The sequence below is a fragment of the Pantoea sp. ABR1s genome, from assembly GCF_057812235.1.
In genome coordinates, this window is sequence record NZ_CM173823.1 from 1,296,985 (window position 1) to 1,323,834 (window position 26,850).

A 26,850-nucleotide genomic window follows, 5' to 3' on the forward strand; every position below is an offset into this window, starting at 1 on the left:
TTCGGGCATAGCAGGCCTTTCTTGGTGGGATTTGGGTGTCGCTTTGAGGGGATGGGCGTGTTGTTTGAGGTCTTAGAGGCGGGGCGGGAAAATGGCTGGCTGATGGCAGTCAGATGGGAGCCGTCGAAAGGACTGCTGTGCCCGATCGCAAAGGGTTCCCGCATCCATGCGGATCGGCCACGCCATCGCGGGCCAGACGCTTTGCTCTTCGGGCATAGCAGGCCTTTCTTGTTGGGGTTGTGGTGTCGCTTTAAGGAGATGTGTGCGTGCATTTGTTTGAGGGGGAGAGGCGGCGACTTCTTCCTAAGATAAAGATGTTGCTTTGGCTGTCTTAAAAGATTCCCAAACCGCCCGCTAAGCCTGCGGCTGGCTGGCTTTTTACGCCCGATAAAGCTAGTGTATGGGCATTAAAAATCGATGATGCGACTAACCTTGCCAACTGCGAGTTACCTTTGAAATATCCTGTCTCTTTCCGCACTACGCTTCGCATCTCGCGCTATCTTTTCCGCGCGCTGGCGCTGCTAATCTGGACGCTGGGCGCCGTTCTTACTGCGTTTTACATTATCAGCGTGCTGCACAATAAAGAGACGCAGGTTCGGCAGGAGTTTGCCAGCAACTACGGCACGATACAGTGGTATGTGCGCCATTCGGCGGACATGATGCGTGAGCTGAAATATATCACCGAGAACCGCTTAACCAACGCCAGCAGCGGTCTGGATGTGCTGACCGGTATGATGGCAGGCAAAACATCCCAGCCGCAGTTTACGCCCCTGTTTTCGGATGGCGACTGTACCTCGATGAGCAATACCTGGCGCAACTCGCTCGATTCACTCAGTTACTACATCAATTACTGGAAAAGTAACTTCGCCTCATCGTATGAGCTGAATCGGGTGTTCTTTATCGGTGGCGAGAGTCAGTGTCTGGCCGACTTCACGATTGGCAGCAGCAATGCTGACCGGGAACGCAGCCTGAAATCGCTGCGTGATAATGTGCTGCGCTATCGCAATAGCAGCGAAGAAGATCGCCGCAATCCGATGTACTGGATTAATAGCAGTGCTCAGCCAGGCGTCGGAACCTTCTTTATGGTGGTGCCCGTCTACGTTGCTAATAAGTTACAGGCGCTGCTGGGCGTCGAACAGAATATCCGGCTGGATGAGTTTATTCAGCCGGGCAGCCTGCCGATTATCGCGTCCATTACCGATGAAAATTATCGTCCACTGCTAAATTCGCGGCGCGGCGGGCTGGGCTTCTCGCTCGATAGTCTTCCTGATGATAAAACCTGGTTCGGATACCTGAATGGTTATCGTCAGCTGGTTCTGAAAAAGCCGCTGCCGCCTTCCGATCTTAACGTGGTGTGGTCGATATCTACCGACGTGATGGTGGATCAGCTCAAGCTGATGATCATTAATGCGCTGCTGCTCAATATTTTCAGCGCTGTCATTCTGTTTACCCTCGCCTGGCTGTTTGAGCGCCGGATGTTCCTGCCGGCGGAGGAGAACGCGCACCGGCTGGAAGAGCATGAGCAGTTTAACCGTAAGATTGTCGCCTCTGCGCCGGTCGGGATCTGTATTTTACGCACCAGCGACGGCACCAATATTCTGAGTAACGAGCTGGCGCACAATTATCTGACGTTGCTGACGCAGGAAGATCGCCTGCGGCTGAATGAGATTATTGGCGGGCAGCAGGTCAACTTTGTCGATGTGCTCACCGGCAGTAATACCAACCTGCAAATCAGCTTTGTGCATTCGCGCTATCGTAATGAGAACGTGGCGATTTGTGTGCTGGTCGATGTCTCGGCGCGCGTGCGGATGGAGCAGTCGCTGCAGGAGATGGCCCACGCGGCAGAGCAGGCGAGCCAGTCAAAATCGATGTTCCTTGCCACGGTCAGTCACGAACTGCGCACGCCGCTTTATGGCATTATTGGTAATCTCGATCTGCTGCAGACCAAAGAGCTGCCCAGCGGTATCGACTCGCTGGTGACGGCGATGAACAACTCCTCCAGCCTGCTGCTGAAAATCATCAGCGATATTCTCGACTTCTCAAAAATCGAGTCAGAGCAGCTGAAAATTGAGCCGCGTCCGTTTGCACCTCGTGAAATCGTGACCCACATCGTCGGCAACTATCTGTCGCTGGTGGTGAAGAAGCGGCTTACGCTCTACTGCTTTATTGAGCATGACGTTCCGCAGGTGCTGGACGGCGATCCGCTGCGTCTGCAGCAGGTGATCTCTAACCTGCTGAATAACGCGATTAAGTTCACGCATACGGGCTGTATTATCCTCCACGCTTACGTTGCGCAGGGCTATCTGGCATTCCGCGTCCGTGATACTGGCGTCGGCATTCCGGCGAAAGAGCTGCCACGCCTGTTTGATCCTTTCTTCCAGGTGGGAAATGGCGTGCAGCGTAATTTCCAGGGCACCGGGCTGGGACTGGCGATCTGTGAAAAGCTGATCAATATGATGGACGGCGACATTGAGGTCGACTCAGAGCCAGGCATGGGCAGCCAGTTTATTGTGCGTATTCCAATCTACAAAGGGCAGAAGCCGTCACTGATGCTGCTGGAGGATTTACAGGATAAGAAAATCTGGCTGGCGATGCGCAACGAGTACCTCGCGGAATTTATCACGCGTCAGATTCAGCAGCAGGGCATTCAGGTCGCAGAATATAACGGTAAGCCCGGCCATGACGATGTGGTGATGACCGATTACGAACTGGATATTGATGTTCCGTTGCGGGCACTGGTCACTTTCGATGGATCGCATGTGGATATGCCGCGTGAACGTCAGCCTGGCCGCTGGATCCACTCTACCGCCACGCTGCATGAGGTTCCGGCGCTGCTGGCGCGCATCTATCGGATCGCACTGGGCAACGACGCCGCAGATGCGCTGTTGCTGGCCGCACCGGTAGAAGAGAAAGTGCATAACGATGACATCATGGTGCTGATTGTCGATGACCATCCGATTAATCGCATGCTGCTGTCGGAACAGCTCGGCACGCTGGGCTATCAGGTGAAGACTGCGCAGGATGGCGTTGATGCACTTAATGTACTGAGTCGTAATGAGATTGATATCGTACTGACCGACGTGAACATGCCGAATATGGATGGTTATCGCCTGACGCAGCGGTTGCGTCAGCTGGGCCATCTCTTCCCGGTCGTTGGCGTGACGGCGAATGCGCTGGCGGAAGAGAAACAGCGTTGCATGGATGCGGGCATGGATAACTGCCTGTCGAAACCGGTGACGTTAGATGTGCTGAAAGTGACGCTGGCAATCTATGCTGATCGGGTACGTAAAACGCGGATGGGGTAGGGCAGGAAAGGGCAGAGGCGAGGCGGTGCAGGCTGCACCGCCTCAGGAAGTAACTTAGTCTCTTTCGACCTGAGTCTGGCTGACAGACGACAGGTAGTTCAGCAGTGCGATATCGTTATCCACGCCCAGTTTCATCATCGCTGATTTCTTCTGGCTACTGATGGTTTTGATACTGCGGTTCAGCTTCTTGGCAATCTCGGTGACCAGGAAACCTTCTGCAAACAGACGCAGCACTTCGCTCTCTTTTGGTGACAGGCGTTTGTCGCCATAACCACCCGCGCTGATTTTCTCCAGCAGTTTCGCAACGCTTTCCGGCGTATATTTCTTGCCTTTCTGCAGTGCAGCCAGTGCCTTTGGCAAATCGGTTGGCGCGCCCTGTTTCAGTACAATCCCTTCAATATCTAGATCAAGCACTGAACTCAGAATCGCCGGGTTATTGTTCATGGTCAGAACAATAATCGAGAGATCCGGGTAGTGGCGTTTAATATATTTAATCAGCGTAATACCATCGCCATACTTCTCACCTGGCATAGAGAGGTCGGTGATCAGGACGTTGGCGTCAAGCTTGGACAGATTATTGATCAGTGCTGTTGAGTCTTCGAACTCACCTACAACGTTAACCCATTCAATTTGTTCCAGAGATTTTCGGATACCGAAAAGGACAATTGGATGGTCATCGGCAATAATTACGTTTAAGTTATTCATCTTATTGGTTACCTTGCTGCAGCAGTTGATTGACGTAAGCGTCAATATCACTGGTGGTATTTGTAATGTTTGAATCGTCACACGCTTTAATGTGGTGTTCTAACTCTTCACAAAGCTGTTTGCCGGGAGTCAGATTGAGCATGGCAAACACGCCCTTTAGGCGATGCGCTGTCTGAGCAAGCGAGGCGTAGTCCTTTTCCGCCGACTCAGTATACAGCCTCTTCACATCAACCGGTACTGTCTCCGTAAACAGCTGGAAATAGCCGCCGCTCATCAATGGCGTGGCCGCGTCGTCTTCCGTGTCGTTATCCATCACATCATGCGACAGTTGCTTCTCTATCAGTGCCAGCAATGCATCCAGCAGCGCATTACTGAGATTGAAATTGACCCGATACTGCTGGTCGTTCAGTGCATGGTGCCCCAGTTCATCTTCCGCCAGCAGCAGTGCCCAGCCGCTAAGCTTTGATGGATCATCGGTCACCAGCACATCGTGATCCTGACCGGAAATGCGCTCGTCGGGTGTCAGACAACGCGCTCCCCAGTTTTCCAGATGGCGGCAGACAATTTTATGCACGTCCTCCACGGTGATCTCCACCAGCGCGGTAACGCCATCCAGAATTTTTTCCTCTTCTTCTTCGCGCTTCTGCTCCAGCACCAGCGGCAACTGCATGTTATAGCGCGTGCCGATATCCGCTTTTGCCACGATATCCAGGCTGCCGCCCATCTGCTTGCAGAGCTGCTTACAGAGGAAGAACGCCATGCCAGAAGCCTGTCCGTAGCGATCCTGACTGGTATCGCCCAGGAACGGGAAGTCGACATTGGCCAGTTCATCCACCGTCAGGCCCGCACCGGTATCCACCAGCTCGATAATCAATCTATCGGCCTGCTTGTCCGCAGCCTTAACTTCCAGGGTGATTTTCCCCCAGCGGGTGGTGGTCAGGGCGTAGTGCATCAGCGTGGTCAGCACTTTACGCAGGGCGCGACGGTCGCCAAAGCGCGTCTCATCATTAGCCAGGTGATTATTCACCACCAGCGACAGCCCTTTGCGGCGCATCAGCGGCAGGCTTTCCAGCGCGATCTCATCCAGCAGTTCCTGCAGGTTAAAGACGGTCGCATCGGGTGACCAGTCGTGCGCCTCAAGCCGGTTCAGCAGCACAATATCATCCACCAGCCGCGCCAGCCCCTGACTCTCATCGAGCAGGTCCAGCACGGTCTCATCGGCATCACGCTGGCTGAGCTGTACCAGCTGCGTCACCATCTTCTCCAGGGGCTGATTCAGCGCGTGGCCCAGATTGTGCAGCAGCTGCTGTCGCATCTGATGGTTACGATCCAGCACCTGCTGCGCTTTTTGCAGCTTCTTATTCACCAGCAGCTCGCGATCCTGGTCACGCATCATAAACAGCTGGGTATGCGGCGACAGCACGCTGCGGGCGTGGCGAATCTCATACACTTCGTTATTGATGGTGGCCTGCAGCACGCCCTGATGCTGGTCGGACATATTAATGATCTTCTGCAGATTGAGGTGAGGCAAAAGATGTTCAGCAATCTTATTGCTCAATAGGGTGCGGTTGCTGGCAAAGTCATACACCAGCAGGCCGACCGGCAGACTGGCCACAATCTCTTCATTCAATACCCGCAGCGAATCGAGTTCAGCGCTCTGGTTCTCGCTGGGACGCAGCGACTGCTGGCGCAGCAGTACGATACCCGCCAGTGAAAGCAGGAACAGCAGCAGGTTAATCAGCAGCGGCCAGAGCAGATTATGCAGGGTGTCGATAATCAGACGGCCAATCGGCACCTGATAAACCAGCTGCAGCGAGGTGCTGGGCAGGGTGGCCGTAATCTCGATATTGGGATTAACCAGTGAGATGCGGGTATTTTCCACCTCCTGCTGTTCACTGCTGCTGGCAGGCATTGAGCTGTCCTGACGCAGCTGGAAATTTTCCAGCGGCATGTTCTGCGGAACAATATCGTTAACCGGCAGATCAAAGGCGACCACCGTGGCCAGATGGCCTGGCTGATTAAAGGTGGTACGCAGCGTGAAATAGTGATCGTTCTGGAAGGCGAGGTGGCGCAGCGGTGAGAAACTCTCGCGCTCATCGAGCGCATTCGCCTGCTGCAACATCTCAGCACGACGGCCATCAACCATTGAACTGATGGCACTCTCTTTATAACGCGTCGCCATATCTTTCAGCGGCAGGGTCGAGATCATAATCAGGCTATTGTCCTGACCATTTAAAAAGTACATCGACCAGGTGGGATTTTCTGCGCCCCACAGCGTGTCGAGATAGTTCGACATCCGCATGGTCATATCCAGCGTGCTGCTGTCATGTGAGCCGAAAATCAGCGCTTCCGTTTTACGCCGGGTTTTTTCCAGGTAGTAGACGTCGGGACGCAGTCGCGTTTCCTGCAGGTTACTGCCGGGTGTTGCACCTGCCGCACTGGTAGAGAGGTTTTCATAGATCTGCCAGGTGGCAAAGCGATAGGCATCAATGCGCTTCTGAACGTCACGAGCCAGATCGTCCATGGCATAGCGCTTCCCGGTCAGCCAGGCATTCACCGAGTTATGCACCATAAAGCCCAGCGCCAGCAGGAGCACCAGATTGAAAACCACAAAAAAGCGGGTGACGTTGCCGGAGGTCAGTGGAAACTTATACAACATAGCGTGTCAGGTACCTGAATTATTGCGCAACTTTTCGCGCACTGGCGGCTACCGCTAACAGCAACAGGGCGATCGCTAAAAATGCGCCGCTGAGGCTGATCCATTGCGAAATGAATCCGATTAAAGCCGGACCTGAGAGAATACCCGCATATCCCAGCGTTGTCATGGCAGAAATCGCCAGGTTCGCAGGCATATCCTGTTGATTCCCGGCAGCATTGAACAACATCGGCACCGTGTTAGATAAACCAAAGCCGACCAGCAGGAAAGCCAGCAGGGCGATCTCCGGCCACGGCAGCCAGACGGCCAGACTCATGCCCGCGGCGGCGGTCAGCGCGCCGGTCAGCATCACCGGGTAGCGACCAAAACGCTGGATGATCTTATCGCCGCTAAAACGGCCCAGCGTCATCGCCACGGAAAAGACCGCATAGCCCAGCCCGGCCCAGGCGGGTGACATCTCCGGGTTCTGCAGCAACAGCAGCGCGCCCCAGTCCAGCACGGCCCCTTCCGCCAGGAACAGGATAAAGCAGAGCAGGCCAAGAAACGCGACCCAGCCGCGTGGGATCACCAGCCAGGGTTGATCGGGCTGATGCAGGCGTTCATTCATTAAGACCGGCAGTCGCCACAGCAACAGCAATAACATCACTGCCATCACCACCAGCGTGGCGGCCAGGGGTGTAAAAGACTGGCTCAGCAACAGGCTGACCGTGCCCGCACCCAGAATCCCGCCAAGACTGAAGAAGCCATGGAAGCCGGACATCATCGGTTTATCCGCCGCCTGCTCAACCTGAACCGCCTGATAATTCATCGCCACATCCAGCATGCCCAGCCCGGCGCCAAACAGCATCAGCGCAGCCGCCATAACCAGATGAGAATCAGCCGTGGCCAGTAGCGGCATCATCATCAGCACTAACAGGGTAGAGAAGCACATCACCCGACGGCAGCCAAACCGCGCCACCAGTGTGCCGGTCACCGGCATCGCGGTCAGCGAACCAATACCCAGACAGAGCAGTAACGCGCCCAGTGATGCGCCGCTGAGCTGCAGACGATCGCGGGCAAACGGCACCAGCGGAGCCCAGGCTGACATTCCTAAGCCATTGATCAAAAAGATGGTGCGCGTGCCCCAGTTCAGGCGGCTCTGATGTTTGTTTTGTTGTGCAGCGTCCAGTGCGGTCATAGGTCAGATTCATCAATGGTAAAGCGGAAAAGTGTAGCACTGGCCGTGAGTCAGTGGTCGTTGCGCCTCTTATCAGGAAGGGGATTGCAACATGGCATAAATGGCAAAACCGGGAGTTTACCGACTTTTGTCGCGCTGCGAATTTTTTCCAGAACTTTCCTGGCATGACCACCGCCCCGCAGAATGACTTAACTCAAATTTCACTGTCGTTTTTCAACGACTTGCTGCTGAAAAATCGGATCAGGTCCAGTGATAAATGATGGCTGAATCGCTTAATGAACAAATTTTTTTTACAGCCCTGATGTTCCGGTAGTGGTGGTTTTTTAACCTTTCCGCATCATTTCCGGAAACAGTCAGCAATAAATTGACATGTAAAAACAAAGGCAAAGCGGATTTTATGAAAACCTTTTTTCAAGTGATGCTTATGTAATGAAGATTAAACCATAATGAAATCTGTACATTGAAATTGTTTTTTAACACGGCTACGCTAAAACTTAATCTGTCAGAAACGTTACATTTTGCGTGAGTCTGTACAAGTAAAACTAACAATAATAGCGTCACTCGCCACTCTGATTAGGGGCGTGCGACCAGCTTTGGCTTTGCCGTTTCGACATACACCAGGTTAAGACATCTTCTGATCTTTAGAAGGTGAAACTATGTGTGAACACTGTAAGCATAAAATAATTTTATGTTTATGGGTTCAGTATATTAGCTAATCTGGTGGAGTAGAGGTTACAAATGGCAGAACTCACGCAAGGCCGTGTAGACATTATCTCGCGCGAAAACGGCACACTCATCTCGCAGTCCGTCAGCGGTTCGTCACAATCCATTAACCTCACCGAGCCCAGCGTCGTGCGCATCAGCGGCACCCGCGACATGGTGACGCAGTATGAGCGCCAGGGTAACGATCTGGTGCTGCATATGCGCGACGGCAAGACTGTCCGCTATCAGAAATTCTTCCTCGACGACGCCGATGGCCAGCACAGCGAACTGGTGTTCGATGATGGCGTCAACCCACCAGAACACGCGCTCTTTCCCCAGACCGCAGAAGGGGCTGAACTCGCTTCCACGTCGGTAACGCCAACCTATGAATCACTCGACAGCGTAGAGCCGCTGCTGCTGGCAGATAACGCCAACACCTCGATGGGTGTGATAACGGCGGGCGGTCTGGGTGTGCTCGGCTTAGCCGGTCTGGCCGTTGGCGTCGGCGGTGGTGGTGGTGGCGGCGGTGGGGGTAACGGTGGCGGCAATGATGGTGGCACCGATCCTGGAACACCGGTCACGCCGGGGACGCCTGCTATCACGCTCAATGCATTCGCTGGCGATGATGTTCTGGATAACGCGGAAAAAAGCAGCGATCAGGTACTGAGCGGCACCACCAGTAATGTCGAAGCGGGTCAGATTGTCACTGTCACGCTGGGCGGCCAGACCTACAACGCCACCGTCGGTGCTGACGGCAGCTGGAGCGTTACTATCCCTGCTGCCGCGCTGGCGGGACTCGCCGCAGGCACCACCACCATCGACGTCAGCGTCACTAACGCGGCGGGCACGACGACCACCGGCAGCCTGCCCATTACCGTCGCGGCCGCCGATCCCGGTACACCGGCTGCGCCGTCCATTAGCCTGAACCCGTTTGCGGGCGATAACCTGCTGGATAACAGCGAAAAAACCACGCCACAAACGTTGTCCGGCAGCACCAGCAATGTCGAAGCGGGCCAGCAGGTCAGTGTGACATTGGGCGGACAGAGCTATAACGCCACTGTGGGGGCGGATGGCAGCTGGAGCGTCTCAATACCGGCTGCCGCACTCTCGGCGCTGGCTGCAGGCAGCAGCACCATTTCGGTCAGTGTGACCAGCGCAGCGGGCACGGCGGCTTCCGCCAGCCTGGGTATCCAGGTGCAGGCACCTGACACCACCCCTGGCGTGCCAGCCCTGACGATCGCCCCGTTTACCGGCGACGACGTGCTGAGCAACGCAGAAAAAACCAGCGATCAGATTCTTAGCGGCAGCACCACCAACGTCGAAGCCGGGCAGATCGTCACGGTTACACTGGGCGGCCAGAGCTACAGCGGCAGCGTGGCAGGCGACGGTAGCTGGAGCATTACCGTGCCTGCTGATGCGCTGACCGCACTGGCATCCGGCACCACCACGGTGACTGCCACCGTTGCTAACCAGGCAGGAACCGCCGCCAGCGGTAGCCTGACCGTAAACGTAGAACCACCACTGACTCAGCCGGGTACGCCCGTTATCACCATCGATCAGTTTGCCGGTGATGACATTCTCAGCAATGCCGAGAAAAGCAGCGATCAGGTTCTTAGCGGCACCACCACTAATGTGGAAGCGGGCCAGATTGTCACCATCACGCTGGGCGATCAGACCTACAGCGCAGTAGTGGATACACAGGGCAACTGGAGCGTCACGCTCTCGCCTGCGGCACTGAATGCGCTGGCAGCCGGTTCGGTGGCGATTTCCGCGGTCGTCACCAGCCAGGCTGGCATTGAAGCCAGTGAAAACCGCGCGATCAGCATTGATACGCCGGTCGTTCCGGGCCCGCCATCCGTCGCGCTGGATGATTTTGCCGGGGACAACGTGCTGAGTAACGTGGAGAAAGCCACCGATCAGACACTCACCGGCAGCACCAGCAATGTTGAACCCGGTCAGCTGGTAACCGTCACCCTGGGCGGCCAGACTTACAGCGGCAGCGTTGATGCTCAGGGCAACTGGAGCGTTACTTTGCCATCGGCGGCCCTGAGCGCCCTGGCGGCAGGTGAAACGACGCTGACGGTTTCAGTCAGCAATGTGGCCGGTGATACCGTGACCGGCACGCTGCCCATCACCGTGGAAGCGCCTGTCACATTGCCGGGCGAACCCACCGTCACCATTGGTCAGTTTGCCGGGGATGACATCCTCAGCAACGATGAAAAAGGGACGGCCCAGACGCTCTCCGGCTCCACCACCAACATCGAAGCGGGCCAGACGGTGACAGTCACCTTCGGTGGCCAGACTTACCTCGGCACCGTCGATGGCAGTGGTAACTGGAGTGTAATTGTTCCGGCAGCCTCGCTGGGTAATCTGCCGGCGGGAGCTAATACCATCAGCGTTACCGTCAGCAATGCCGATGGCGTGAGCACTACCGAAATCCGCGATATTGCGGTTGAGACGCCAGTTACGGAACCGGGCGTGCCGTCTCTGACCCTGAATGATTTCGCCGGCGACAACCTTCTGAGCAACGACGAAAAAGCGGTCGATCAGCTTGTCAGCGGTAACACCAGTAATATCGAAACCGGGCAGACCGTGACGGTTACCCTGGGCGGTCAGACCTACAGTGCCAGCGTGCAGGGTGATGGCAGCTGGAGCGTCGCCGTGCCGTCAGCCGCGCTGAATGCGCTGGCAGCAGGCACCACCACACTGACCGTCTCGGTCAGTAATGCAGCGGGCGACACAGTCACTTCAACGCAGCCAGTCACTGTCGAAGCCCCGGTAACGCAGCCGGGTGAAGCCACCGTAACCATCGACGCCTTTGCCGGGGATGACATCCTCAGCAACAGCGAGAAAGCCAGCGATCAGCTGCTGAGCGGCACCACCACCAATATCGGTGAAGGCCAGCAGGTCACAGTCACTCTGAACGGAGAGACTTTTACCGCCACGGTCGGCGCGGATGGCAGCTGGAGCGTGTCGATTCCTGCCAGTTCACTGGCTGCGCTGACAGCCGGTAGCGCAGCCCTGAATGTGACGGTGACAGATCAGTCTGGTACTCAGATCACTGAAACCCGCGACTTCCTGGTGGAGTCCTCGGGCACCGGGCCAGGCACCCCGACGCTAACCCTCAATGCCTTTGCTGACGACAACATCCTGAGCAACGATGAGAAGCTGGAAGCGCAGGCGGTCTCCGGCAGCACCACCAACGTCGAGGCGGGCCAGATTGTCACGGTGACGCTGGGCGGCCAGAGCTACAGCGGAACGGTTGGCGCCGACGGCAGCTGGAACATTGCCATTCCGGCCGATGCACTCGGTGCGCTGGCAGCCGGTTCTGCCTCGCTGGTGGTCACGGTCAGCAACGCGGCAGGCACCACCGTCAGTGACACGCTGCCGATCACGGTTGAGCCGCCGGTTACCGAGCCGGGCCAGCCCACTATCACGCTCGATCAGTTCGCCGTGGATGACGTGCTGAGCAACGATGAGAAAACCAGCGATCAGCTGCTGAGCGGCAGCTCAACCAATGTCGAGGCGGGTCAGGTCGTGACCGTTACGCTGGGCGACCAGACTTACAGCGCCACGGTCGGCGCGGATGGCAGCTGGAGCCTGAGCGTCCCGGCCAGCGCGCTGGCGGCACTGACGGCGGGCAACGCGACTATCGCGGCCACAGTCACCAATCAGGCGGGCGTAACAGTCAGCGAAGATCGGGTGATTGCGGTGGAAGCGCCAGCGGAACCGGGTACGCCGACGGTGACGATCGCCCTGTTTGCCGGTGACGATCTGCTGGATAACAGCGAAAAAGCGCTGGACCAGACGCTGTCCGGCAGCACCAGCAACGTGGAGGCGGGCCAGACGGTCACCATTACCCTGGGCGGCCAAAATTACACTGCGCTGGTCAACGCGGATGGCAGCTGGAGCACGCAGATCCCCTCTTCGGCGCTCAGCGCACTGGCGGCGGGCAGCAGCACCATCGCGGTCAGCGTCACAACGGCGGCAGGTGCCTCAGCCACCGACACCCGCGATATTAACGTCGCCCCAGCGGCAGGCGAACCTGGCGTGGTTTCCATTAGTGAACCTGTCAGCCTTGATGGTTTCCTGAATCAGCAGGAGCTGAGCAGCGATCTGATCATCAGCGGCTCTGCAGTGGGCGTTAACCCGGGCCAGGCGGTGCAGGTTAACTTTAACGGCAGCAATTACAGCGCGGTAGTGAACAGCAATGGCTTCTGGAGCGTCACTGTTCCGGCAGGCAATCTCACCACTATCACCGACGGCGTAAAACTGATTTCGGTCACCACCACCGACGCCACCGGCGCACTGCTGACCGACTCCGCTCAGCTGAATGTGGTCGCAGCCACGCTGCCGCAAATCACGCTGGAGGAGAGCGCGATCACCGACGGCCTTCTCAACCGGGTGGAAGCGGGCAGCGATCTGCTGATCGGCGGCAGCACCGGCAAAGCCGTGCCGGGCCAGCAGGTTGAACTGGAACTTAACGGTAAAACCTACAGCACCACGGTCAATGCAGACGGCAGCTGGAGCCTGGCGCTGCCGGCCGCCGATCTCGCCTTACTACCACAGGGCGCCAACAGCCTGATCATTACCGCGATTGATGAAGCAGGCAACCGCGTGGATGAGACGCTCAACTTCAGCGTCGACACGCTGCCACCGAATCTGATTGTGGCAGAGGTCGCAGGCGGCGATGGCATTCTCAACAGCAGCGAAGTGGCTGCCGGTCTGCCGGTCAGCGGTTCAGGTGCGTTGCCGGGCGAAGTGGTGTCTGTCTCGCTGAATAACGAGAGTTACAGCGCCACCGTAGATGGGCAGGGTAACTGGACGGTGGATGTGCCGCCAGCGGCGCTGCAGGCCCTGTCAGATGGCAGCAGCTATACGCTGGTAGTTACGCTGACTGATGCCAGCGGTAACACCACCACGCAGACGCAGCCCCTGGCGGTCAGCACGCAGCCTCCGGTTGCAACCGTTACCGCTCCGGGCGGTGATGGCGTCCTGACCAACAACGAACTCACTACGCCGCTGCAAATCAGCGGAACCGGCACACCGGGTGACAGCGTGACGGTGGAGTTAAACGGTAAGTCCTACACCGCCATTGTTGACGAAAACAGTAACTGGAGTGCATCCGTCCCGGTGGCCGATCTCGGCACGCTGACCAATCAGACCTATCCGGTGACCGTCACCGTGACCGATCCGGCCGGTAACATCAGCACTCAGAATACGGAACTGCGGGTGGCTACCGCGGTGCCCGCTCTGACGCTCAACGATCTCAGCGATGATGGCGTGATCAACGTCAGCGACGCGCAGCAGCCGCTAATCGTCAGCGGAACCGGCGACGAAGGCGACATCATCCGCGTCACGCTGAATAACGTGGCCTACAGCGCCGTGGTGGCGCAGGGTGGCAGCTGGAGTGTCACCGTTCCGGCATCCGACCTGGCAAATGTGCCCAACGGTACCCAACCGGTATCGGTAGTGGCGACAGACGCCGATGGTAATACCACGCCAGCCAGCAGTTCACTGATTTTCGCCACCACACCGCCGTTGCTGGAAGTCTCCACGCCGGGCAGTGATGGTTATATCAATATCGCTGAACACACTCAGGATCTCACACTCGACGGACGCGGGGGGGCCCAGGGCGACACCGTCACGGTGAGTTTCAATGGCGAGACCTACACCGCCACCGTGGATACTGATGGCGCGTGGAGTGTTACGGTGCCCGCCGCGATTATCAGCCAGCTGGGTGACGCAACCTATCCGGTGGATGTGGTACTCAGCGATGCATATGGTAACAGCAGCACCGTACCGACCAGCGTCACTGTGCTGGCGGCAACGTCGCCGGCGCTGACCATTAATCCCGTGACCGGCGATAATCAGGTCGACAGCGCTGAACAGCTCACCGACATTCTGGTCACCGGTAACGTCACCGGCGTACCGGCAGGTCAGCCGGTATTGCTGACCATCAATGGCCAGTCTTACGATGGCGTAGTACAGGCGAACGGTAGCTGGAGTGTGTCGCTGCCAGCCGGATCGCTGGGCGGTGCAGGCGATAAAACCTTCACCGTGGCGATTACCGATGTGGCCGGTAACCCGGCGCTGCCTGCTGAAGGGCAGTTCAGCGTGGTTACTTCACCCGTACCGTCGCTGTCGATTGCCCCAATCAGTGACGACAATGCGCTGAGTGCCCTGGAGGCGCAGAGCGATCTTATCCTCAGCGGCGGTTCAGCGAACCTGCCGGCTAACAGCCCGATCAGCGTAACGCTGGTGACTGGCGGCACCGTCTACACCACCACAACCGATGAAACCGGTGCGTGGACCCTGACCGTGCCGGCTGCCGATCTGGCGACGCTGCCGCAGGGCACGACCAGCGTTACCGTCTCTTCGGGTGATGTGCAGAACAGCCTGCCGCTGCTGGTGGCGACCGCGCCGCTGGCAGACCCGCAAATCAACACGCCATTCACTGACGGCATACTCAATACCGATGAAGCCAGCGCGGCGCAGACGCTGACCGGCACAGTGCTGCCAGGCCAGGCCGTCAGCGTGACCCTGGGCGGTGCCAGCTATCCGGCCACTGTAGACGCGAATGGTGAATGGAGCGTGACGATACCCGCAGACAGACTGCAGGCACTTGCGCAGGGCAGCAATCCGATTACCGTGACGGTGAGTGATGAAGCAGGTAACAGCACCAGCATCAGCGAGCCGCTGATTGTTGATACCGGCGTACCGGCGCTGACCGTTAACCCGATTGCTACCGATGGCACGATTAATGAGGCTGAAACCGCCACCGATCTGACCCTCAGCGGCACCGTTACGCCGGGCAGCAGCGTCAGCCTTGCGCTGAATGGCCAGACCTATGACGCAGTGGTTGCCGCCGATGGCAGCTGGACCGCCACCGTGTCTGCTGCGAATCTGCAACAGTTGCCAGATGGCCGTTACGATCTCAACGTGACCGTCACCACCGTCAGCGGCAACGTCGCCACTACGCCAGTGTCGGTTACCGTGGATACCACGGCACCAGACTTCAGTATCGCTGCGCCCGCGGGTGATGGCGTGCTGAACATCGCTGAGCAGGCGGCAGGGTTCAGTTTCAGCGGCGCAGGCAGTGAAGGCGATCGCGTCAGTGTGACGCTGAATGGTGTGACCTACACCGGCACCGTTGATGGTGACGGAAACTGGGCGCTGGCTGTTCCGCCAGCGGCGCTTGCCGGTCTGACCAATGGCAGCAGCTATCCGGTGGTGGTCACCGTCACCGACGCAGCCGGTAACAGCAGCAGCCAGAACAGTGCCCTGACGGTTGCGACTACGCCGCCTCCGCTGGTCGTCGCGCCGGTCAGCGGTGATAACGCGCTGAACGTCGGGGAACTGGCAGAGCCGCTGGTGGTAAGTGGCAGTGGTCAGAATGGTGACGTGGTCACAGTCCAGCTCAATGACCAGCTCTACAGCACCACCGTTGGCGTTAACGGCCAGTGGACGCTGCAGATCGCCCCTGAAGCGCTGGCGGCACTGCCTCCAGGCAGTAATCTGGTGACGGTGACGGAAACCAGTGCTAACGGGAATCAGAGCAGCCAGGTGGTTGATCTGAATGTGGCAACCGCGCCGGACGTGCAACCTGTACTGACCATCGACAGCAGCACCTTCGCCGGTGACGGCATCGTCACGGCAGCGGAGCAGCTGCAGCCGATAACGGTGCGCGGCAGCAGCACGAATGTCGAACCGGGCCAGCAGGTGATCATCTCCCTGAATGGCATCGAATACAGCGGTGTGGTTGAGGCCAGCGGCAACTGGAGCATTATTCTGCCTGCGGGCGCCCTGGCTGAACTGGGAGAAGGCAACCAGACACTGAACGTCAGCGTCATCAACGCCGTGGGTAACACCGCCAGCAGCCCGCTTGACTTCAGTGTGGACAACACCCTGCCGTCGATCGCGCTGGCACCCGTCAGTGACGACAACTACCTCAATGCGCAGGAATTGGGTGGCGCCGTTGTAGTCAGCGGCAGCACCAGCGGTCTGCCTGACGGCAGCATTGTCACCGTGCTGGCCAACGGCACCACGGTCAGCACCACCGTGACGGCAGATGGAAGCTGGAGCCTGACCTTACCGGCAGGCACCTTTACCGGAACGGCAGATGGCCCGCAGACCATCACCGCCACCGCCAGCGACGCTAACGGACAGCCGCTGGCGACCAGCGACGCTACCCTGACGGTGATCGCCAGCGCATTGCCGGTGGCGACCCCGGGCGTGGCCTTTGATGATGGCATTCTGAACGGTGAGGAAGCCGCCGCCGGTGGCACGATCACCGGTAACACGGGCGTGACCGGCGACGGCCAGACCGTCGTCGTGACGCTGGGCGGCAACAACTACAGCGGCACGGTCGATGCCGCAGGCAACTGGCAGGTCGCCGTTCCGGCCGATGTCTTGTCTGCGCTGCCACAGGGCAATAGTGGCTACACCGTGGTCGTCAGTGATGTGGCGGGCAACAACAGCCAGGCGGATGGCAACCTCGTGGTGGATACGCTGCCTCCGGTGCTGAACTTCATTACGCCATCCGATGGCATCATTAACGCCGCTGAAAGTCAGCAGCCGCTGACGCTGACCGGCAGCAGCGAAGCTAACGCCCTGATTGTGGCCAGCATCAACGGCACCACCCTGAGCACCACCGCAGACGTTAACGGCGTCTGGTCGCTGGAGCTGCCCGCCACGGTTTACACCGGGCTGGGCAACGGCAGCTATCCGCTGACCGTGACCGCCAGCGATGCGGCAGGAAATGCCACCACCACCAGCCGCGACCTCGCGCTGAAAGTGGAGCCAGGCACACTGCCGACCCTGACGCTGGATGCCTTTGCCGGTAACAACGTGGTCGATGGCGCGGAGCGCCTCACCGATCAACGTCTCTCCGGCACCACCACCAACGTCGAAGCGGGTCAGCTGGTCACCGTCACCGTTGACGGCACAGTCTACAGCGCCGCCGTGCAGGCGAGCGGGGCATGGAGCCTGATCGTGCCAGCCGGTGCGCTGGCCGCGATTAATGATGGCAGCGCCAGTTTTACCGTGGCGGTCAGCGATGTGGCGGGCAACACCACCACCAGCAATCTCACCTTTGACGTCAACAGCAATGCCTCTGGCCTGGCGATGGATGCCATCAGCGAAGACAACTACCTGAATGCGCAGGAGCTGGGTCAGGCCCTGGTCGTCACCGGTACGTCGGTGAATGTGGCAGAGGGCAGCACGGTCACGTTGCTGTTTAACAACATCAGCTACACCGCGCAGGTCTCGGCCAGCGGCCGCTGGACAGTGATCGTTCCGGCTGAGGCACTGACGGCGCTCGCCGATGGGCCTTACACCCTGACGGTCACCGCAACGGACAGCGGCGGGGCGACCCTGAGCAGCGAGGCAGCGCTCAGCGTGCTGGCGACGCTGCCAGCACCGCAGCTCGTCTCGGCCTTTGGCGATGGCCTGCTCAACAGCAGCGAGATCGCCACAGCACAAACCCTGAGCGGCACCACCGGCATAACCGGTGACGGCCAGACGGTGAGCGTGCTGCTGAATGGCGCAACCTACAACGGCACCGTCGACGGCAATGGCAACTGGCAGATCAGCGTGCCGGCTTCCGCGCTGGCCGGCCTGCCGGAAGATCTCCTGAACTATACCGTCACAGTCCAGGATGCAGCGGGTAACACCGGCAGCAGCCAGGGCAGCGTGACGGTGGATCTGACGCCACCGACCCTGACACTGAATACGGTTGCGGGCGATAACAGTATCAATATTGCCGAAAGCACCGCGCCGATTGTTCTCAGCGGCAACAGCAATGCCGAAGCCGGACAGCAGGTCACCATTACCCTGAACAATCAGACCTGGACCACCACGGTTGACCAGAACGGCGAGTGGAATCTGACGCTGCCTGCGGGTTCGCTGGCCGGCATTCCGGCCGGGGCGTACATTCTGACCGTGACGGTCAGCGATGCGGCGGGTAACCCGGTAACCGAAACCCGTGAAATCACCGTGGCGACGGCGTCGCTGGCCGTCAGCATAGACACCCCGTTTGGCGATGGTTATCTGAACCTGGCGGAACAGGGGGTCGGTCAGACGCTGACCGGCAGCACCGGTGTAGCGGGCAACGGCCAGACCGTCAGCGTGACGCTGGGCGGGAATGATTATTCCGCTACGGTGGATGCGCAGGGTAACTGGACGCTGACCTTAACAGCAGATCAGGTGCAGACGCTGGGCGAGGGGGTTACTACGCTGGTGGTCAATGCCAGCGATGCCGCCGGTAACAGTGGTTCGCTGACCAGCGCCGTTACGGTCGATCTCACACCGCCAGTGCTGACCGTCAATGCCATCGGCGGCGACAACATCATCAATTCGGTAGAGGTGCTGGAAGCGGTCGCTATCAGCGGCAGTGCGTCGGTAGCGGATGCCGGACAGACAGTCACCGTCAGCTTCCAGAACGTCGATTACACCACTCAGGTGCTCTCTGACGGCACCTGGGAGGTGACACTGCCAGCCAGCGTCGTGCAGGGGCTGGCAGACGGCAGCTACACCGTTGCTGTCTCGATGACCGATGCGGCGGGGAACCCGGCCACGGCCACCCAGACCCTGACGCGTGATGCTGACACTCTGAACCTGCCAACCCTGACCATCGGGACCATCAGTGACGATAACTTCCTTAACCAGGCGGAGTCGCTACAGGATCTGAACATCGGCGGCACCAGTAACAACCTGGTGGAAGGCCAGCTGGTGACGGTGACGCTGAATAACATTCAGTACAGCGGCACGGTGGCAGCCGACGGCAGCTGGACGGTGACCGTTCCGGCCGCCGATCTGGGTAATCTGCCGGATGGCGATCAGCTGCTGGTCGTGGTCTCAGCGGATACGTCTGGCAATCCGGCCAGCGCCAGCACCAGCCTGGTCGTGCTGGCCAGCGAGCAGGTTCAGCCGACGCTGACCATGAACGTGGTAGCCGGCGATGATGTGATTAACGCCACCGAGGCCACAGCGGATGTCGCGGTCAGCGGCAGCAGCACCCTGCTGGCAGCGGGTACGCTGGTGACGGTGTCGTTTAACGGCACTGACTACAGCACCACGCTCGACGCTGACGGCAACTGGACGGTGAATGTCCCGTCAGCTGCCTTTACCAGCGTGGCTCCGGGCAGCACGCAAATCTTTACCGTGACCGCCACTGATGTCGCAGGCAATCCGGCGACCGCCACTCAGGAGGTTAGTTTCATTACCACACCGCCTGCGCTGACGAATATCACGGTCGATGCGGGAGATACCCTTAACCTGGCGGAGTCGCTGCAGGATCTCACCATCAGCGGCAGCACCACGGGCGCATTGCCGGTGACGGTGACGCTGAATAACGTCAGCTATACCACCACGGCAGATGCCGACGGTAACTGGTCACTTACTATTCCGACCGCTGACCTGCAGCAGCTGGCGGACGGCCCCAATGCGATTACCGTTTCGGTCACCGACGCGGCGGGCAATATCACCACGGATAGCACCACGACACTGGACGTAGCGTTTAATACCCTGCCAGCGCTGACGCTGAATACGCCGTTTGGCGATGCGCTGATCAGTGCGGCAGATGCGGAAGGGGCGTTAACGCTGAGTGGTGACAGTACCAATCTGCCGGAAGGCAGCGTGGTGAACATCTCTGTAGGCGGGCAGAACTTCAGCACCACCACGGATGTCAGCGGCAACTGGACGCTGAACCTGGCACCGGGCGCGCTGACGGGCCTGGCCGATGGATTGACACAGGTGGTGGTCAGCGCCGCGGATGGTGCCGGTAATCCGGCGCAGGTTACCGCAGGCGTTGAGATCCTGCAGAGTGATCCTGTTTCAGCCGCCTTCGACACGACACTGTTCGGCGATAACATCATTAATATCAGCGAAGCAGGCTCCGTTCAGCTGGTCACCGGCACCTCCACCGTCGTGCCGGGCCAGACCCTGAGCGTCACGGTAGGCGATGACAATATCCCGCTGTCGGTGACGGTCGATGCCAATGGCAACTGGACTGCCAGCCTGCCCCCAGAGTTCATTGCCAGCCTGGGAACCGGTGAACATACCCTGACCCTCACCACCACGGATCGGGCCGGTAACAGCATTGAAACGACCAAAACGTTCGTCGCTGCGATTACGCCGATTGCTAATCCAACGCTGGATACGCCATTTATTGATGGCCGTATCAATGCTGAAGAGGCCGCCTCAGGCGGATCCCTGACTGGTGCGGTGAATATTAATAACGCCGCCTCGGTCACGGTAGCCGTTAATGGCACGGTCTATTCCGCTACGCTCAGTGCGGATGGTTCGCGCTGGTCGCTGGATCTGCCGCCTTCTGTATTGCAGTCATTGCCGGATGGCAACTGGCCGGTGAGCGTGACGGTTACCGATGCGAACGGCAACGTCGGCAGCACCAGTGGCACTGTGCTGGTGGCCGTGAATGCGCTGCCGGACGTGACGCTGAACCTGCCGTTTGGAGACGGTGCGCTGAACGCAGCAGAGGCGGCCGGTGAACAGATCCTCAGTGGCACAACCGGCATTACCGGTGCCGGACAGACGGTAACGGTGCTCATCTCCGGCTTTAACAACGGTCAGCCGCTGGCAGCCACGGTGCAGACCGACGGCAGCTGGTCTCTGGCCCTGTCGCCAGCGCAGTTAGCCACCTTCACCAGCGGCACCCACACCATTACCGTGACGGCGACCGATATCGCGGGTAACAGCGACGCGACGGCGCAGAACGTGGTGACAGAGGTGGCGCTGCCTGTGCCGACCTTCAACCCAGGCGCATTTGGCGGCGACAACCTGCTGAACATCAGTGAAGCCGCGGCAGGGGTGACCCTGACCGGCACCACCGGCAGTGTCGGGGCGAACCAGGCGGTCAGCATTACCGTGGATGTCAACGGCAGCCTCTATTCTGGCACGGTGGCAAGCAACGGTAACTGGACTGTTAACATTCCTGCCAACGCCCTGAGTTCACTGGGTGACGGTGCGCAATCACTGACGGTTAACGTCGTGGATGCGGCGGGCAACAGCGCATCGGCGCAGCTGCCGTTCACCGCAGATCTCAGCGCGCCGCAGCCTGCGGTCAATCCGGAATTCCTTGGCAGTTATGTGAATGGCGGCGATGTGGCCGCGGGAGTGACGCTGAGCGGAACCACCGGTGAGGCGGGTGCGAATCAGACTGTGCAGCTTACGCTTGGCGGCACAACCTATTCTGCGACAGTGGATGCCAATGGGAACTGGACGGTGCCACTGACAACGGCGGAGCTTTCACTGCTGCCGGATGCCACCTATCCGGTTACCGTGACGGCAACCGATGCGGCAGGCAACAGCACCACCATTAACAGTTCGCTGGTGCTCGACACCACACCACCGGTGCTTAATGTTGCCGCCTTTACCGGTGACAATGCGCTGAACTACGCCGAGAGCATTCAGCCGCAGAGTCTCAGCGGCACCGCAGCGGGAGCCGAGCCGGGATCAGTGGTTTCGATCTCGCTGAATGACTCGCTGCTTGGCACCGCGATAGTGACAGCCAACGGCAACTGGAGTGTAACGCTGACGCCAGAACAGATGGCCACCTTTGGTCCATCGACGACTCTGGCGCTGGCAGTGACCGATCTGGCAGGCAATACCGCCAACGGCACGGTTGCGCTGACGGTAGATCTTACCCCACCGCCAGGGCCGCTGGTCACGCTGGGCACGGTGTCGGGCGACAACATCATCAGCACTCAGGATGTAGCGGGCGGTGTGGTAGTGAGTGGCACCTCCGCTAACCTCGGCGCGGGTGGGGTAGTGACGGTGTCGATCAATGGTCAGGAGTACGCGACTACGCTGGATGGGTCGGGCAACTGGTCAACGGCGGCATTGCCGGTCAGCGCCTTTGGCAATGCGGACGGCAGCGTCGCCATCACGGTGAATGCTACCGACGGCACTAATCCTGTAACCACCAGCGGTAACGTGCTGATCGACCTTACGCCACCGGCACTGACTCTCAATCCGTTTACCGGTGACAACCAGGTCAATGGCAATGAAAGTGCCACCAGCCAGGCCATCAGTGGCACCGCCGATCTCAGCGAAGTGGGTCGCACGGTGGTGGTGACCTTCAATAATCAGACCTACAACGCCGTGGTGCAGAGCAACGGCACCTGGTCCACAACGGTTCCTGCCAGCGCGATGCAGGCTCTTCCCGATGGCAGCTCGCCGGTGATCACCGCGCAGCTGGCGGATGCGGCTGGTAACGTGACGACGACCACCCAGACGGTGACGGTCGATACCGCCGCGCCGCTGGTCCTGGTCGACGCGTTCCTCGGCGACAACGTGATCAACGCCGCTGACCTGGTGCTAAGCCAGGTGCTGACCGGCAGCGCGCAGGGAGCAGAAGGCCAGACCATCGGTCTCTATCTGGGCGATGCCGCGCCGATCGCCACCGCGACGGTGGGTGCTGACGGACGCTGGAGCATCGATCTCGCGCCGGATGTCCTGGCGAGCCTCACTGAAGGTGCGCTGGTGTTTGGCGTGCGGGTCAATGATGTAGCCGGAAACCAGACCGACGCCACGCTGACGGTCAACAAAGTGGTCAACAGTGCGCTGACGCTGGTGGTCGATTCGGTGTTCGGCGACGGCGCGCTCAGCGCGCTGGATACTACGGTGGCGCAGACTATCTCCGGGGTTGCGACCTCGGCGGGCGTGGGTGCCACGGTATCGGTAGTGCTGGGCGGCACAACGCTCTCTGCGTCAGTGGGCCAGGATGGTAAATGGGCCATCGTGGTGCCGCCTTCGGTGCTGGGCCTGTTAAGCGATGGCAATCTTGCGCTTGACGTCACCCTGACCGATGCCGCGGGCAACACCCGTACCGTCGGTGAAACCGTCACCGCGATTGTCGATGCGGTGCCGGTGGTTGGCGCGCTCACCGGGCTGTTTGGCGGTGATAACCTGCTGAACATTGCGGAAGCCGCTGCCGGACAGCTCGTCAGTGGCGTGATAGAAAATGCGGCTGTGGGTTCCCAGGTGACGGTCACCTTTGGCAGCAAGAGTTACAGTACGACGGTACAGGCGGGTGGAGTGTGGAGCGTTAGCCTGCCGGGCAGCGATCTGACCTCTCTGCTGGATGGCAATCTGACGCTGGGCGTCAGCGTCAGAGACGTGGCGGGTAATGTCGCCTCCAGCAGCGCATCCATCGGCATCTTTACTCAGACGCCATCAATCTCGCTGACCTCACTGTTTGGTGATGGGGTGCTGAACCTGGCCGATATCGCCACCGGACAGGTGATCAGCGGGGTGGTGAACAACGTCGCGCAGGGCAGTGTGGTGACGCTCTCGGTTGGCAACAGCCAGGTGACCGCCACCGTGGGTGCGGGCGGGGCGTTCAGCGCCACAGTGACGCCAGATATTCTGGGCACGCTGGCGCAGGGCAACCTGACGGTGGGCGCGTCGGTAACGGATGCGGCGGGCAATACCGCCAGCACCAGCGCCGGTATCCGGGTCGATACGCTGCTGCCGACCATCACCGTGAATCCGCTGTTTGGCGACGGTTTGCTGAACGTGGCGGATTCGCTGGTCACCCAGGTGATCGGTGGGGTGATTGGCGGCGCGGAACCGGGATCGCGCGTGGTGGTGTCGGTAGGTTCACAGCAGTTGGTGACGGCGACCGATGCCAATGGCAACTTTAACGTCTCGCTGACGCCAGCGCTGTTGCAGGGGATTGCAGATGGCAATCTGACCGTGGGCATCAGCGTCACCGACAGCGCGGGTAACACTAACAGCACCACGGCCGGGGCACTGGTCGGTATTCACAACCTGCCGAAAGTCACCCTCAATCCGCTGTTTGGCGACGGCGTGCTGAACCTGGCGGAGTCGCTGGTGACTCAGACCATCAGCGGCACGGTCTCCGGGCTGGCTGCGGGTAGCAGCGTCAGGCTGGCAATTGGCAACACTATCGTCGACGCGCAGGTCAACGCGGATGGCAGTTTCTCAACCGCCGTCTCGCCAGCGATTCTGTCTACGCTGCTGAACGGTAACTTCACCGTCAGCGCGGCCGTCACCGATCCGGTCGGAAACGTCAGCAGCACCAGCGCGGGCGTGTCACTGGGACTGTTCCAGCCGACCCTGTCGGTGAATACGGTGTTTGGCGATGGCGTGCTGAGCGCCGCGGATCTGGCCTCTAACCAGACCCTGAGCGGGACGTCCAGCCTCTCTGCCGGTTCAACCGTCAGCGCCACGCTGAATGGCCTGACCTACACCACCAAAGTGGTCAGCGGCGGCAACTGGAGTATTACCGTCCCGAAAGCGGATCTTGTTGCTATCACTGACGGCAGTAAAACCGTCACAGTCACCGGCACCGATGCCTACGGTAACGTGGCAAACAGCAGCGGAACGCTGAGCGTCATCAGTCAGTCGACGCCGGTGGTCGCCATTACCTCGCTGTTTGGTGACAGTGCGCTGAGTGCGGCAGATGTCAAAACGGCGCAGACTATTAGCGGCACCGCCAGCAACGCCGAGGGATCGGTCGTGCGCGTCACGCTGGGCGGCCAGACTTACAGCACCACGGTGAGCAGCAACGGCAACTGGAGCCTCTCTGTTCCGGCGGCTAACCTTGCTGCCATTACTGACGGTCTGCAGACCGTCACCGCCAGCGTGACCAACGGTGCGGGCAGCATTGGCAACACCTCGGCGTCGCTGGGTGTGGTCAGTCACACCACGCCGACGGTCAGCGTCAACAGCTTCTTTGGCGGCGATGGCTACCTCAATATTGCGGAAGCCAACAGTACTGAAACCATCAGAGGAACCAGCACCAACGCGGCGGGCGGCACGGTGACGGTGAACGTGGCGGGTAATATCCTTACCACGACCATTGGTGCGAATGGCGCATGGAGCATCAGCGTGCCGTCAGCGACGCTGAAAGGGATCGCCGATGGCAGCCATCCACTCACCGTTACGGTGGCGGACATTGGCGGCAACACCGCAACCAGTACCAGCAGCTTTACCGCGCTGTCGCACAATCAGCCGCTGGTCGGAGTCGATCCGGTGCTGAGCATCGTCGGTTCCTTACTGGCGGGTCTGGTGGTGCAGGGGGGATCGCTGAATGCCGCGCAGGGCTCGAAAGTGAGCGTTACGCTGCTGCTCTCCAACGGCAACAACGGCCCGACGCTAAACACCACGACCGATGCGCTGGGGCGTTACGCGGTTAACTTCTCACCTTCACTGCTGTCGGTGGGGGGCCTGCTGCTGTCGCTGGGAACGCTGGCGAAAGTCACGATTACCGACGCGGCCGGTAACAGCTACTCGACCACCAATACCCTGTTACTGGGTGCCGTGCTACCGGTGACGCTGGCGGCAAACGAATCGGTTGCCCTGTTCTCGGTGGCGGATGACAGCGCTACTGTCGCCAGCGCGGAGACGCAGCATAACAGCAGCACCAGCAGCGACGAGAGCAGCGCCCATGTGGCAGTGGCTTCCACGCTGATCACCGAAGCGGATACCGTGACACCCGTCGGCAGCAGTGAAAACGCGGCGGCAAATGACGCCGCGGTGGCACCGGCACCGGCAGAGGAGGCGGGGTACACCATCGGCGGCGTCGTGATTACGCTGGCCGATGGCAGCACCATTGAGGGGGCGACAGTGACCGGCAGCAGCGGGGCGGATATCGTGACGGTCAGTGACCTTAACTTTACCCATATTGATGGCGGCGCAGGCACCGATACCCTGGTGCTGAATGGTGAGCATCTCAGTCTGGATCTCACCGCGCTGGGCCTGAAGGTCGAACACATTGAGGTGCTCGATTTGGGTAAAACCGGAACCAACTCCGTGAAGCTCGATCTCAATGAAGCACTCAATATCACGGATAAGCAGAGTGACGATTTGCTGATCAAAGGCGCAGATGGCAGCCAGGTGACACTGGCTAACAGCAACGGCGGAATCTGGGAAGTGACGGGCGAGCGTACCGTTGAGGGCAGAGTCTTTGAGATCTACCACAACTCGGCGCTGACCAGTGATAACACCCTGGGCGATGTGCTGGTGCAGCAGAACCTTCAGGTTCATGTTGTGTAGTGACTGAAAGGTCTGTTCAGAAGATGAATAAAGCGGGTGCGAAAGCACCCGCTTTTTTTGTTTTAGTCACGTGATAATTGCATTTTCCAGATTATCGCCACTATTCATTAGCAGGATGAAAGATTAGGGTAGGCGCAACAAACGGCGTCACGCCGTAAAATCAGCATTCTGACTCTATTTGGCGCTTTTATTAGCGTCCTGTTTATCAATCCTTGTTACCTGCGGGTAACCGGTTCCGACCAGCGGAAACGGGCAGCTTCAGC

General features: G+C 59.3%; 5 protein-coding genes. 2 read left to right on the forward strand and 3 right to left on the reverse strand.

Translation table 11 applies throughout. The annotated features are described in order from the left end of the window. Positions 1-452 precede the first annotated feature (452 nt). Complete coding sequence (rcsC, locus tag ACXKZD_RS06100; RefSeq protein WP_187484436.1) at positions 453-3,305, forward strand: two-component system sensor histidine kinase RcsC; 2,853 nt, start codon at positions 453-455, stop codon at positions 3,303-3,305. Between the two features lie 54 nt (positions 3,306-3,359). Here rcsC and rcsB read toward each other — a convergent pair whose 3' ends face one another. Genes rcsB through ACXKZD_RS06115 form a run of 3 tightly spaced genes read right to left on the reverse strand, consistent with a single transcriptional unit; the run spans position 3,360 to position 7,843 of the window. Then, complete coding sequence (gene rcsB / locus ACXKZD_RS06105) at positions 3,360-4,010, reverse strand: response regulator transcription factor RcsB (protein WP_009089068.1); 651 nt, start codon at positions 4,008-4,010, stop codon at positions 3,360-3,362. Position 4,011: 1 nt separating this feature from the next. Further along, a complete protein-coding gene (gene rcsD / locus ACXKZD_RS06110; protein ID WP_010248389.1) occupies positions 4,012-6,669 on the reverse strand; it encodes a phosphotransferase RcsD in 2,658 nt (885 codons plus the stop codon). A 19-nt stretch (positions 6,670-6,688) separates the two neighbouring features. Beyond that, the gene (locus tag ACXKZD_RS06115) at positions 6,689-7,843 is read right to left on the reverse strand and encodes an MFS transporter (RefSeq protein ID WP_050680391.1); all 1,155 of its coding nucleotides are present in this window, start codon (positions 7,841-7,843) and stop codon (positions 6,689-6,691) included. A gap of 738 nt (positions 7,844-8,581) precedes the next feature. Here ACXKZD_RS06115 and ACXKZD_RS06120 point away from each other — a divergent pair. Next, on the forward strand, positions 8,582-26,587 hold the full coding sequence (locus ACXKZD_RS06120; protein WP_488981939.1) for an Ig-like domain-containing protein: 18,006 nt from the start codon (positions 8,582-8,584) through the stop codon (positions 26,585-26,587). Positions 26,588-26,850: the final 263 nt, after the last annotated feature.

What these genes read in the sequence shown, in the direction of transcription:
- rcsB (WP_009089068.1), bottom strand. Translation starts at nt 4,010, where the DNA reads ATGAATAACTTAAACGTAATTATTGCCGATGACCATCCAATTGTCCTT.
- rcsD (WP_010248389.1), bottom strand. Translation starts at nt 6,669, where the DNA reads ATGTTGTATAAGTTTCCACTGACCTCCGGCAACGTCACCCGCTTTTTT.
- ACXKZD_RS06115 (WP_050680391.1), bottom strand. Translation starts at nt 7,843, where the DNA reads ATGACCGCACTGGACGCTGCACAACAAAACAAACATCAGAGCCGCCTG.
- ACXKZD_RS06120 (WP_488981939.1), top strand. Translation starts at nt 8,582, where the DNA reads ATGGCAGAACTCACGCAAGGCCGTGTAGACATTATCTCGCGCGAAAAC.